The following is a 12,549-nucleotide window of genomic DNA, read 5'->3' as shown; positions in this document are numbered from 1 at the left end:
CAGAAGTAAAAAAGGCGTCTTAACTAAGACGCCTTTTGCAAATCAGAACAAAAAGTTAGAACTGATAGGTCAGACCCGCAACAACCTGGTTGTCGCCATCAGCGCCATCGAGCAGGTTAATTTTGTAACCCACATCAGCCACGATGTTTTTGTTGAAGTAGTAGTCTGTACCCAGCGCTACGTATTCGGTCAGGTCATTATTGTTGTTATCACGCGCGTGGACGTAAGCCACGTTCGGACGCAGACCGAAATCAAACACATACGCAGCCATCGCTTCAAAGTGCTCAGCTTTGTCCGCATCCTGAATCAGGTTGTGGGACTCGCCGTACATGGTCGCTACGTAGATAGCATTAGCATCATACTTCAGGCCAGCGCCCCAGAACTCTGCGTTTTCGCCATCCCAACCATTCTGTTTCTGCTGAGCAGTCACCGCACTGGTGGTGTAAGCCGCAATCGCAGACACGCCGGAATCGGCAATATTGTCGTAGCCCAGGGAGAAGCCGTAGCCATTACCGTGCTGTTTCGTCGGATCCTTATCGGTATCATCCTGACCCTGATACTGCGCGCCCAGGCTCAGGCCATCAACGGCACCAAACAGATTTTTGGTGCGGAGTGTTGCAACGCCAGAAGTGCGTGTAGTAAGGAAGCGGTCAGTATTTTCATAGGAGTCACCGCCGAACTCTGAAAGAGTGTCAGTGTAAGCTCCGACGTCGTAAGCGATACCGTAGTTACGACCATAGTCAAAGCTAACGTCATGGCCATAATCCAGACCAGCAAACGCCAGACGTGTATTAACACCATTCTGAGAACCTTCTGCTTTAGAGGCATCAAACTGACTTTCAAATTGGCCGTAACCGGTCAGTTGATCGTTGATTTGAGTCTCACCGCGAAAACCCAGACGTGCGTAGGTACCGTCAGCATCAGTGCCGTCAGTCCATGAATGGACCGCTTTTACTTTGCCGTACAGATCCAGTTTGTTGCCATCTTTATTATAAATTTCCGCTGCATGAACGGAGGTTACCCCTAATGCCATTACAGCTAATGCCACTACTGACTTTTTCATGTTATTACTCACTTTTAATTGTGAATTTTGCTATCAACTTTGTTATGAAGGCAGAATACCCGCATAAAAAAGTCCCCTATGGAAAAGGGGAAAACCTCTAACACACCAATGAAGGTAATAATAAAGTGGCAAGACACATATCATTTAGGGTTTTAAATAAAACCCGAGCAGAGAGTAATTACTTGGATTCTTCGTCTACGCTCTCATTAACAGAGCGATACAACATTAATGCTTCGGCAATAATATCTTGTTTACTTTTACGGGTTTCAAATGCCAGCGTTCGAACATATTCCCACAGAGAGGTATCGACACGGGCACTTAAAAGAACCATATCTTTTGATCGGGTTCCCCTGGCTTTTCGAATATCGGGGTAATCTCGAGAGGGCATAGTCATCTCCTGAACGCAAACACGCTTATGGCGATGAAATATGCAGTCAGTGTAAAAACAAGTCAACGGCAAAATAAAGTCACAATCGTAATGAAAGTGTTAATAAAGAACGGAGAAATGGAACGCTATTTCAAATGAAAGATAACTTGATTATAGAATAATGTGTAATTTTAACTTTACATATTTTATTTTTATTCGTTTGATTAAGAATGAGACAATCATTCATATAAAACATATTAGAAACCCAAAACATCATTACATCCAATAAGTTACATACCGTTACTAATGTCTACTTTTACGCGAAGCACTTGTTTTTATGCACAGTTTTTTCAGATTGCGCTGCCCATTCCACAGCTGAAATCACTTTGATTCTCACTTAACACAACCCCATTTTGTCTAAAAATAAGCACGAAAAGGTAAAAATAAGGTAAATAACACATTTTTTCGCATGCAAAAATAAGTTGTTTTTAATTGATATAAATCAATTTACACCATGTAAAGACGGCGGAAAAATCATCATCTGCGGCGATGGAAATAATATTTTACGTGACGTTTAAGAGGTGAGTAGAGAGGGTTATGCAGCGTTGCGCGGGCCGCTATAGCCCGCGTGAGAGAAGAAGGAAATCAGGCGTTAACTTTATCCAGCGGCCAGGAATCAAACAGATAGCCATCAAAATCGATGTCATCAACATTTGAAAACTCCAGCAGCCGCTGTTTGACGTTTTCCAGATGCTGCCACATTGCCAGCTTGGCCGCGCGGGCATCCTTTTTGATTAATGCCGCCAGGATCTGCTTGTGGTCACCCATCCACTCTTTCCGGTAGTGGGTATCGTCGAGGTGGCTATGGAGTTGGATCCACATCGGGTTGTTCTCACGCCACTGCCATGACTGGCGAAACAGCTCCACCAGCATGCTGTTGTGCGTAGCTTCAGCGATAGCGAGGTGAAACTGCATGTCGCCGCTTTCAGAGCCGTTTGGTTCGCTGGAGGCCAGCTCACGTTCTTCCAGTAGCAATGCCTGGCGCATTTTGACGATATCTTCGCGGGTAGCCTGCAGCGCGGCAAATTCGGCAATGTTGCTCTCCAGCAGTTGTCGAGCCTGCAACAGCTCAAACGGACCCGCATCATTGCAATGATTGACATCCGTACTGTCGATGGTCTGCGCATCCGCATTGTCGAGCACGTAGATCCCGGCACCACGGCGCACGTCCACCAGACCTTTAATTTCCAGCATGATTAATGCTTCGCGCACCACTGTGCGAGTGACGTTGAGCATCTCGGCAATTTCACGTTCCGGCGGCAAACGCTCACCGGGCTGATAGGGCGTCTGGACAATCAGATCGCGGATCATGGCACCCACTTCCTGGTAGGGTCTTTGTTGAGAAGTGTTCGATTTCATCGTGTTATGTCCGTCAGATGCGTGTAATCAGATACGGTGAATAGGTATCGAACTATAGCATTTGCGGGAAGCCAAAAACAGAAAACGGGTCAACCAAATCAGTATTTTGATTGACCCGTCATAGTTCGGGGAATTAAACGTCAGCGCTTAGCGCCGCAACACACTCACGCGCGCCCAGCTCACAGAGTTGTTGATACATGGCGATAATCGTCTCCACAAAGTCGCCATTTTCTGCCAAATCATGGCCAAAAATCCCGCTCAGTCCCAGCAGCGCCGTTACGCGTTCGGCTCCCTGATAGTGTTGGTTAATGCGCTGAAATTCCGCCAGCATTGGGTCGACAACATCAATGGCCTGCCCCTGTTCATCCACACCATGGGTGTAGCGCATCCAGCCCGCCACGCCCAGCGCCAGGTGACGCCAGCCGCTGGCGTTTTGCAGGTGCAAACGCACCGGATCCAGCAGGCGCTGCGGCAATTTCTGGCTGCCGTCCATCGCAATCTGCCAGGTGCGGTGGCGCAAAGAGGGGTTGCTAAAACGCTCGATCAGCAGCGTCGCATAGGCGTTGAGATCGGTGCCTTCCGGCATCGACAGCGTCGGCGCTTGCTCCTGCATCATCAGCGCGAACGCCGCTTTGCGGTACGCCGGATTGGTCATGGTATCAGCGATAGTTTCATAGCCGCCAAGATAGCCCAGATACGCGAGGAATGAGTGGCTACCGTTGAGCATGCGCAGTTTCATCATTTCAAACGGCACCACGTCGGCAACAAACTGAGCGCCGACTTTGTCCCAGTCAGGACGACCGTTAACAAAGTTGTCTTCAATCACCCACTGACGGAACGGCTCGCAGGCGATAGCGCACGGGTCATAAACGCCCAACTGGTCGGCGATCTCCTGCAACGTTTCTGGCGTTGCCGCCGGAACAATGCGGTCGACCATGGTGCACGGGAAAGTGGCGTTCGCTTCAATCCACTGCGCCAGCTGCGGGTCACGCGCCTGCGCCAGTCCCAGCACCGCGACTTTCGCCACATGACCATTTTCCCGCACGTTATCGCAGGACATCACGGTAAAGGCCGCCAGCCCCTGCTCACGACGCAGATGCAGCGCCTGTACGATATAGCCAATCGCCGATTTCGGCGCGGTCGGGTTCGCCAGATCGTGCTTAATCAGTGGGTTATTGAGATCTAACTGGCCGCTGGCGGCATCGGTGCAGTAGCCTTTTTCCGTGACCGTCAGCGAGACAATCGCCGTCTGCGGGCGCGCCATGGCCTGTAAAATACCGTCACAGCCGTCAAGATCCGGGTGCAGCGCTTCTTTCATCGAGCCAATCACTTTCAGCACGGTGTTGTCCGCGCCTTTTTCCGCCACGGTATACAGCAGTTGCTGTTTGCGCAGATTTTCAATCAGCACGCAGTTATTACCCGGCATCAGGTTAACTTCACAGATACCCCAGTCGCTGTCGGTGGTTTCCAGCAGATGATGGGTGTACAGCGCCTGATGCGCGCGGTGAAAAGCGCCGCATCCGAGGTGAACAATGCGGGATTGCAGACGGGAGCTATCCCATGCTGGGCGCGCAACCGGCAGGTTGCTATTGGCAATTGTCGTTGTCATCGTGAACTCCAGAACCCGTTGAAAGACCAACGGAAGAGAAAAGAAGAAGGCCGGCCAGACAGGTGACCGGCAATTCGCTTTAGCGGCTAAAGAAAGCGCGCTGGATAGCCATCTCAACGCCACGCACTTCCGCCAGCCCTTTCAGGCGACCAATCGCGGAGTAGCCTGGGTTGGTTTTCTTTTTCAGATCGTCAAGCATCTGATGACCATGATCCGGTCGCATGGGGATCAGATCCTCTTTGCCCTCAGCTTTACGGCGCTGCTCTTCTTCGACGATCGCTTTCACCACTTCGTACATGTCGACGTCGCCGTTAAGATGCGCCGCTTCATGGAAAGTTTTCGGGTTATCTTCACGCAGCGTGGAGCGCAGATGGGTGAAGTAAATGCGTGGGCCAAACTGTTTGATCATGTCGACCAGGTCGTTATCCGCCCGCACGCCATAGGAGCCGGTGCACATGGTGAAACCGTTCGCCATGCTGTTGACCGTCTCGACCATCCACTGCATATCTTCCACGGTGGAAACAATGCGCGGCAGGCCGAGGATCGGACGCGGCGGATCGTCCGGGTGTACCGCCATACGTACGCCTGCTTCTTCCGCCACCGGAATAATCGCCTTCAGGAAGACAGCAAAATTCTCGCGCAGCGCGGCTTTATCGATATCTTTATAGCGCGCCAGATGCTGGCGGAACTGGTCGAGCGTGTAGCCCTCTTCCGCGCCAGGCAGCCCGGCGATGATATTGCGGGTCAGACGCGCTTTGTCTTCATCGTTCATGGTGACGAAGCGTTCATTTGCCTGCGCAATCTCTTCGGCTGTGTAATCCGCTTCCGCGCCCTGGCGTTTGAGGATATGCAGCTCAAAGGCGGCAAATTCAATCTGGTCAAAACGCAGCGCTTTGGAGCCGTCCGGCAGGACGTATTCCAGATCGGTACGGGTCCAGTCAAGAACCGGCATAAAGTTGTAGCACACGGTACGAATACCGCACTGGGCCAGGTTACGCAGGCTTTGCTGGTAATTGGCGATCCACTGCTGATAGTTGCCAGAACGGGTTTTAATGTCTTCGTGGATCGGCACGCTTTCGACAACCGACCAGACCAGACCCGCCTGCTCAATAATGGCCTTGCGTTTGAGGATCTCATCAACCGTCCACACTTCCCCGTTCGGGATATGGTGCAAGGCGGTAACAACGCCCGTTGCACCCGCCTGACGAACATCCGCTAAGGTGACCGGATCGTTAGGACCATACCAGCGCCATGTCTGTTCCATGTTTTATTCCTCGTTTACGTTATGGACTCGACGATATGGCACATAAATTCCTCCTTTTGGTATTACATGTCAACCTGAAGCGCAAAATTGGTTAACCAAATCACGATATCTGCTGATTAGATCGCCAGATTACGGCCAAACAACCCACTATTAATGTAAACATGTAACGCAATGTGACATTCATCGCATCAATGGTTAACCAATAAATGTAACATCTCAACCAAAATCATAATAGTTCAACCAAATTAAGGTAGACGTTATATGCACGTTCTCAATATTCTGTGGGTCGTATTCGGCATCGGTCTGATGCTGGTGCTCAATCTAAGATTCAAAATAAACTCGATGGTCGCCCTGCTGCTGGCGGCGCTCTCTGTCGGCATGCTGGCGGGGATGGATTTAATGGAACTGCTGCACACCATGAAATCCGGCTTTGGCAGCACGCTGGGTGAACTGGCGATTATCGTAGTATTCGGGGCGGTCATCGGTAAGCTGATGGTTGATTCCGGCGCGGCGCACCAGATTGCCCACACGCTGCTGGCGCGACTCGGCCTGCGCTATGTTCAGCTGTCGGTGATTATTATTGGTCTGATCTTCGGCCTGGCGATGTTCTATGAAGTAGCGTTTATTATGCTGGCCCCGCTGGTGATCGTCATTGCCGCGGAAGCGAAGATCCCGTTCCTCAAGCTGGCGATCCCCGCCGTTGCCGCCGCCACCACCGCGCACTCGCTATTCCCACCGCAGCCGGGTCCGGTGGCGCTGGTTAACGCCTACGGCGCAGACATGGGCATGGTCTACATCTACGGTATTCTGGTGACCATTCCGAGCGTGATCTGCGCCGGGCTAATCCTGCCGAAGTTTCTCGGCAACCTCGATCGCCCAACGCCGTCATTCATGAAGGCCGACGTACCGGTTGACCAGAACAACCTGCCGTCTTTCGGCGTGTCTATCCTGGTGCCGCTGATCCCGGCGATCATCATGATCTCCACCACCATCGCCAACATCTGGCTGGTGAAAGGGACGCAGGCATGGGAAGTGGTCAACTTCTTAGGTTCCTCGCCGATTGCGATGTTTATCGCCATGGTTGTCGCCTTCGTGCTGTTTGGTACCGCACGCGGTCACGACATGCAGTGGGTGATGAATGCCTTTGAAAACGCGGTGAAAAGCATCGCCATGGTGATCCTGATCATCGGCGCGGGCGGCGTTCTGAAGCAGACCATTATCGATACCGGCATTGGCGATACCATCGGTATGCTGATGTCGCACGGCAATATTTCTCCGTACATCATGGCGTGGTTAATAACCGTGCTTATTCGTCTGGCAACCGGTCAGGGCGTGGTCTCCGCCATGACGGCGGCGGGGATTATCAGCGCCGCCATTCTCGATCCGGCAACCGGTCAACTGGTGGGCGTCGATCCGGCGTTACTGGTGCTGGCGACGGCGGCAGGCTCCAACACCCTGACTCATATCAACGATGCCTCGTTCTGGCTGTTCAAAGGCTACTTTGACCTGTCGGTGAAGGATACGCTGAAAACCTGGGGTCTGCTGGAGCTGGTGAACTCCGTGGTGGGCCTGGTCATCGTGTTGATCATCAGCATGATTGCATAAAGTCTGTCCCGCTCTGGCCTATAGCGCCAGAGCGGTTTTCCATCCTGCCTCAACAATCCTCAATAATCAGATACACCGCCTTCACCGGGCCATGCACCCCAACCACCTTGATAAGCTCAATATCCGCCGTCGAGCTGGGTCCACTGATGATGTTAATGCACGATGGCATCCGCTCACCGGCCTGCGCTTTCTGATGCAGTTTTTCTGCCAACTGCGCCACGCGCGGCAGGATGGTGCTTTTACGCAGCACGAAAATCGACGACTCCGGTAACAGGCTCAGGGAACGCCCGCGCTCCGGTGCGGAAAACAGTACCACGCCGCCAGACTCGGTCAGGCCATATTCGGCATACACTACACCGACTTTCGCCTGCTCGGCCTGGGTAATATTTTCGCTACCACGCGCCGGATCCCAGACCACGGCGTTGCATGCCTGCTGTAAGCGTTCGGTGATGCCCAGCGCCACCAGCCGGCTGTCGCCGCTCAGTACCACCGGCTGCTGACCCAATTCTTCGCACAGGCGGAGCGCTGCGTCTGCGGCCTGGTCCTCGCGGGTCAGTTCGCAGCGGGCCAGCATTACCTCGCTGGCAAACTGGATAAACGCCTCGCAGCGCTGCTGCGGGCTAAGCTCGGTCAGGCGCTCGTTGGCATAGTTGTTAACCGGCGCGGCATCTGCTTGCGGCTCGAAACGCAGCGGACGCCCCAGCGCCTGGGCGATGGTGTTTAAAAACGCGGTACGGTTATCCATTCTTTTTCTCCTGCGCCTGATGTTTCTTAAACCAGCTGCGGAAGCTTTCGCCGTCAGCATCAGGCAGATCGCGCGCCTCCATCCAGTCACCAATCGCGCCAACCTTGAGCGGCGTTTTGCCGCCATTGATAAACCAGCTCGCCGCATGCGCGCCCGCCATCATCCCGACTTTCCACAGCCCCGGATGGCTATTGGCATAGGCGAACATTTTGATCGCCCGCCGCTCGGCTTTCGGCGTAATGCCCTCCTCGGCCATCACCCGGCGATGACGCAGGATAAGTTTTGAAAGCGGAATACGCACCGGACAGACGCTGTCACAGGCCGTGCAGAGTGAACAGGCATACGGCAGGTCTTTGAAATCTTTATAGCCGCCGAGCAGCGGAGAAATCACCGCGCCGATAGGGCCGGGATAGATAGAGCCATAGCCGTGCCCGCCGATATGACGATACGCCGGACAGGTATTCATACAGGCCCCGCAGCGGATGCAGCGCAGCACATCGCGAAACTCTGAGCCCAGCACCTGCGAGCGACCGTTATCGACAATCACCAGATGAAACTCTTCCGGTCCGTCAACGTTATCTGCCTCACGCGGGCCGGTCAGCCAGGTGTTGTAGCCCGTCAGACGTGCGCCCACGGCGCTGCGCGCCAGCATGGTGATCAGCACATCCACCTCGGCAAACGTCGGCGCAATACGCTCCATGCCCATCACCGCAATATGCGTTTTCGGCAGCGTAGTGCACATGCGCGCGTTGCCTTCGTTGGTCACCAGACACACCGAACCGGTTTCCGCTACGGCAAAGTTGCAGCCGGTAATGCCGATTTCAGCACTGAGGAAATCCTCGCGGATCTTCTGGCGAATGAATAAGGTCATGGCTTCCGGCGTTTCCGGGCCGTCGTAGCCCAGACGTTCGTTCAGCACCCGGCGGATCTGGTAGCGATCTTTATGAATAGCCGGGACCACGACGTGCGAAGGCGGATCCTGATCCAGTTGCAGGATGTACTCGCCGAGATCGGTTTCTATCACCTGAATTCCGGCATCCTGCAGCACATGGTTGACACCGATCTCTTCCGTCACCATCGACTTGGACTTCACCACCTTCTTCGCATTTTTACTCTGCGCGACCTGCAGAATATAGCGGGTGGCCTCTTCTTTGGTTTTGGCGAAATAGACGTGCCCGCCGTTTTCCGTCACTTTCTCGGAGAGTTGATACAGGTAAGCGTCGAGGTTGCTCAGAACGTGATCGCGGATCTGACTGGCACGATCGCGCCAGTCTTCCCAGTGGCCCAACTCATCGACCATTTTTTGCCGGTTCGCGCCGATACGCTCCTGCGCATTGGCCACGGCTTTACGCATGATCGGATCTTCTATCTGCTGACGGATGCGCAGTTTAAATTCTACATCGCTGGTTTTTATCGACATCTCTTTCCCCTCAGCGGCTCATCAGCACTTCAGCAATATGCATCACTTTGACCGGCTGGCCTTCCCGTTGCAGTCGACCGCCAATATTCAGTAGGCAGCTGACGTCCGCACCAATCAAAAATTCCGGCTTCGCATCCATCAGATGCAGGACTTTCTCTTTCACCATCTCGCCGGATATCTCAGCCATCTTGACCGAAAACGTCCCGCCAAAACCGCAGCAGGTGTCCTGGTCGGCAAACGTCAGCAGCTCCAGCCCGCGCACGTTTTTCAGCAGCGTAAGCGGCTCGTCCTTCACTCCCAGCTTGCGGGTCAGGCTACAGGAAGGGTGATACACGGCGCGGCCCTGCAGGCTGGCACCGACGTCCACCACGCCCAGTTTGTTGACGATAAAAGAGGTGAGATCCTGCATACGCGCGGCGACTTTCTCGGCACGCAGCGCCCATTCCGGTTCATCGACCAGATAGGTCGGGTAGCTTTTTACCGCATAGGTACAGGAGCCAGCCGGAGAGATAATCGGGTCGTCGTTGTCTTCCAGCGCGGCGATCAGGTTTTTCATCCCCGGGATCGCTTCTTTGATGTAACCGCTGTTGATGGCTGGCTGACCGCAACACCCTTGCTTCTCGGGGAAATTCACACGACAACCCAGTTTTTCCAGCAGCAATACGGAGTCTCGTGCCATCCGTGATTTCAGTGCGTCACCAATGCAGGTAACAAAGAAATTTACATTCACAATAACTACTCCATTGCTTCATTTCTGTTTATTGCGCTTGATAGTGCTATATCAAGCAAAGGTTCAATCGCCTTCCACGCCCGGTTGTTCTGTTTGCTCGTTTTACTAATGCCGGGTTCATGGTGGTGCTCAGATCGTTTTTCTTTGATGGCGACTCTCCGCTTCTTATATCAGGACAATCGCAAATGTCTGTATTTTCATTTGTATGACAAAACAAAATAATCCTCTAATCGTCTGGCACATGCAATAGCTAGGTTTATTTATTTCGGCATCGCTCACATTTTTATATTGAAAACCACAGCATTTTTAACACCTTAAAAATAGTTTCAGGAGATAACCATTCTCGTCACTACCATTATCAAAGAGGTTGTTAAATAACTACTTATAGGTATCTGGACTGCTCTTAAGTATATTTATTTGGAATTGAATTTTAATAAAAAGATTACAATAGTTACAAAACCCCAAATCATAATTACTTTATTCACTGAAGCGATTCAGTTTACATACTTTATTAGAGCAGCAATGTAGCCTCCCCGCCATAAATATAAATCAGGTTTAATGAACCAATCGGGAATAGCAATGAACGAATATTTTATGTTTGCCCTGGCACTCTCTCCTTTACTACTGATGGTATTTTTAATATTGAAACTAAAAATGCCCATCCATTATTCAGTGCTGATCTCTTTAGTATTCACCGCCGCGCTGTCGGCCATATTCTGGGAAATGCCCGTACAGAATCTGAAAGCCGCGATAGGCTATGGCGCACTGAAGGGGTTATGGCCGATTGTGATTGTGATCCTCGGCGCTATCTTCAGTTATAACGTCATGCAGGCAACCAAAGCGCTGGATATTCTGCGCGATATTCTCGCCAGCATTAGCGAAGATAAGCGTATTCAGGTGTTGCTGATTTCATGGTGCTTTGGTGGATTTCTTGAAGCCGCTGCGGGTTATGGTACGGCGGTCGCCATTCCGATCGGCATTCTTATTGCGCTCGGATTCAACCCGCTGAAGGCGGCGATCGCCTCTCTGGTGGCGAATACCGTTCCCACCGCTTTCGGCGCGGTCGGGATCCCGGTTTCTATTCTGGCCGAACAGGTTAACCTGCCGGTTTATACCTTAGGCGGAACCATTATTCTGCAGCTCGCGCTGTTTAATATCCTGCTGCCGTTTGTGATTGTCTGCATTATTGGCGGCGGCCTGAAAGCCATTCGCGGCGTATTTCTGATCACGCTGATGTGCGGCATCACCACGCTGGTTCCGCAATATTTTGTCGCCATCCATCTTGGCGCGGAATTGCCTGCCTTCGCCGGGAGCCTGGTCAGCCTGCTTGCCGTGGCGATGGTCAGCCGCCTGCGCAAAGGGAAAACCGATCCCGAGTGGCGCATTGAGGTCAGCCATACCCGCGAAACCACACCGCGCTCGGCAAAAGTGTTGTTCCGCGTTGGCTCTATCTATCTGTTTATTTTCATCTTTATCCTGCTGTGCTCACCGCTGTTCCCGACGATAAAAGGCGCAGCGTCCCAACTGGCCTCGGTGCTGCATTTCACGTTGGCTGACGGCAAAACGATGGCGCTGAAAGTTGAATGGGTGACCACGCCGGGGATGCTGATCATCTTTGCGACCATTATCGGCGGTTTCATTCAGGGAGCGTCCGCGCGCGGGATGCTGGAAGTGTTTGTAAAAACCATTTTCCAGCTTAAAAATTCCATTGTGGCGATTATGGCGATCGTCGCGCTGGCCACGGTAATGGATCTCAGCGGGATTATCTCCACGCTGGCCCAGTCGATTGTCGATCTGACCGGCAGCTCGTATGTCTTCCTCGCCCCGGTGATTGGCGCGCTGGGCACGTTTGTTACCGGCAGCGATACCAACTCGAACATTCTGTTCGGCAAACTGCAAACCATTGCCGCCAGTAAACTGCATATCGATCCCAACTGGCTGGCGGCGGCTAACACCTCTGGCGCAACGGGCGGAAAAATGATTTCGCCGCAGAGTATCGCCATTGCGGTTTCAGCAACCAAAATGGATGGTCAGGCCAACCAGATAATGTCTGGCACCATGAAATACTGCTGCGCCTATATTGTGATCCTCGGCTTAAAGGTTGGCCTCTTTTATTACTGGTTTATGGCGTAGCCATTGTCAACCCCGTCAAATTCGCGGCAATCGTATTTGACGACGCGGTGACCAAAAAGGTTTACACCGCCCTGGGAACGGAACGAGGCGGCAGACTTTACGATTTGTCGGCGCTGACTAAAATAGCGCCGATGTTTCAAATCGAGGATTGTTGTTATGTTGTTCTGGAAAAAGATGGTGAAGAAGTTCGACGC

At 52.5% G+C, this 12,549-nt stretch carries 10 protein-coding genes; 2 read left to right on the top strand and 8 right to left on the bottom strand.

What is annotated here, in order from left to right; translation table 11 throughout:
- Positions 1 to 55: 55 nt before the first annotated feature.
- From E1B03_RS04115 to uxuA, 5 genes are all read right to left on the bottom strand, one after another.
- Positions 56 to 1,063 (bottom strand): porin, encoded by a 1,008-nt coding sequence (locus E1B03_RS04115; RefSeq protein ID WP_103768513.1) that lies wholly within the window; start codon positions 1,061 to 1,063, stop codon positions 56 to 58.
- Between the two features lie 178 nt (positions 1,064 to 1,241).
- The gene (locus E1B03_RS04110; protein WP_103768514.1) at positions 1,242 to 1,451 is read right to left on the bottom strand and encodes a hypothetical protein; all 210 of its coding nucleotides are present in this window, start codon (positions 1,449 to 1,451) and stop codon (positions 1,242 to 1,244) included.
- A gap of 624 nt (positions 1,452 to 2,075) precedes the next feature.
- The gene (gene uxuR, locus E1B03_RS04105; RefSeq protein WP_103768515.1) at positions 2,076 to 2,849 is read right to left on the bottom strand and encodes a Uxu operon transcriptional regulator; all 774 of its coding nucleotides are present in this window, start codon (positions 2,847 to 2,849) and stop codon (positions 2,076 to 2,078) included.
- Between the two features lie 133 nt (positions 2,850 to 2,982).
- Positions 2,983 to 4,458, bottom strand: a complete 1,476-nt coding sequence (locus E1B03_RS04100; RefSeq protein ID WP_133085715.1) for a fructuronate reductase — start codon at positions 4,456 to 4,458, stop codon at positions 2,983 to 2,985.
- Between the two features lie 79 nt (positions 4,459 to 4,537).
- Positions 4,538 to 5,722 carry a mannonate dehydratase gene (gene uxuA / locus E1B03_RS04095; RefSeq protein WP_133085714.1) on the bottom strand — a complete coding sequence of 395 codons (1,185 nt, stop codon included), beginning with the start codon at positions 5,720 to 5,722 and terminating at the stop codon, positions 4,538 to 4,540.
- 261 nt (positions 5,723 to 5,983) lie between these two features.
- Here uxuA and gntP point away from each other — a divergent pair, with 261 nt between their 5' ends.
- On the top strand, positions 5,984 to 7,327 hold the full coding sequence (gene gntP / locus E1B03_RS04090) for a gluconate permease GntP (protein WP_103768518.1): 1,344 nt from the start codon (positions 5,984 to 5,986) through the stop codon (positions 7,325 to 7,327).
- 49 nt (positions 7,328 to 7,376) lie between these two features.
- On the opposite strand, the gene E1B03_RS04085 is transcribed toward gntP, so the two are convergent.
- From E1B03_RS04085 to E1B03_RS04075, 3 genes are read right to left on the bottom strand one after another with little or no spacing between them, the layout of a single operon-like run.
- Positions 7,377 to 8,072: a LutC/YkgG family protein gene (locus E1B03_RS04085; protein ID WP_103768519.1), complete on the bottom strand. Its 696-nt coding sequence runs from the start codon at positions 8,070 to 8,072 to the stop codon at positions 7,377 to 7,379.
- Positions 8,065 to 9,492: a LutB/LldF family L-lactate oxidation iron-sulfur protein gene (locus E1B03_RS04080; protein WP_103768520.1), complete on the bottom strand. Its 1,428-nt coding sequence runs from the start codon at positions 9,490 to 9,492 to the stop codon at positions 8,065 to 8,067. Before E1B03_RS04080 ends, E1B03_RS04085 begins: the two co-directional genes overlap by 8 nt.
- Before the next feature lie 10 nt (positions 9,493 to 9,502).
- Positions 9,503 to 10,222: a (Fe-S)-binding protein gene (locus E1B03_RS04075; RefSeq protein WP_103768521.1), complete on the bottom strand. Its 720-nt coding sequence runs from the start codon at positions 10,220 to 10,222 to the stop codon at positions 9,503 to 9,505.
- A 579-nt stretch (positions 10,223 to 10,801) separates the two neighbouring features.
- Between E1B03_RS04075 and E1B03_RS04070 the strand changes: the two genes are divergently transcribed.
- Positions 10,802 to 12,355 (top strand): L-lactate permease, encoded by a 1,554-nt coding sequence (locus E1B03_RS04070; RefSeq protein WP_103768522.1) that lies wholly within the window; start codon positions 10,802 to 10,804, stop codon positions 12,353 to 12,355.
- The last annotated feature ends 194 nt before the right edge of the window (positions 12,356 to 12,549 follow it).

The organism is Citrobacter arsenatis (assembly GCF_004353845.1).
GTDB classification, from domain to species: Bacteria; Pseudomonadota; Gammaproteobacteria; order Enterobacterales; family Enterobacteriaceae; genus Citrobacter; species Citrobacter arsenatis.
Note: the sequence above shows the minus strand (reverse complement) of the source record. Positions and strands in the feature narration are given on the sequence as shown.

Coding starts and splice junctions, on each gene's coding strand:
- E1B03_RS04115 (WP_103768513.1), bottom strand. CDS start 1,063: ATGAAAAAGTCAGTAGTGGCATTAGCTGTAATGGCATTAGGGGTAACC.
- E1B03_RS04110 (WP_103768514.1), bottom strand. CDS start 1,451: ATGCCCTCTCGAGATTACCCCGATATTCGAAAAGCCAGGGGAACCCGA.
- uxuR (WP_103768515.1), bottom strand. CDS start 2,849: ATGAAATCGAACACTTCTCAACAAAGACCCTACCAGGAAGTGGGTGCC.
- E1B03_RS04100 (WP_133085715.1), bottom strand. CDS start 4,458: ATGACAACGACAATTGCCAATAGCAACCTGCCGGTTGCGCGCCCAGCA.
- uxuA (WP_133085714.1), bottom strand. CDS start 5,722: ATGGAACAGACATGGCGCTGGTATGGTCCTAACGATCCGGTCACCTTA.
- gntP (WP_103768518.1), top strand. CDS start 5,984: ATGCACGTTCTCAATATTCTGTGGGTCGTATTCGGCATCGGTCTGATG.
- E1B03_RS04085 (WP_103768519.1), bottom strand. CDS start 8,072: ATGGATAACCGTACCGCGTTTTTAAACACCATCGCCCAGGCGCTGGGG.
- E1B03_RS04080 (WP_103768520.1), bottom strand. CDS start 9,492: ATGTCGATAAAAACCAGCGATGTAGAATTTAAACTGCGCATCCGTCAG.
- E1B03_RS04070 (WP_103768522.1), top strand. CDS start 10,802: ATGAACGAATATTTTATGTTTGCCCTGGCACTCTCTCCTTTACTACTG.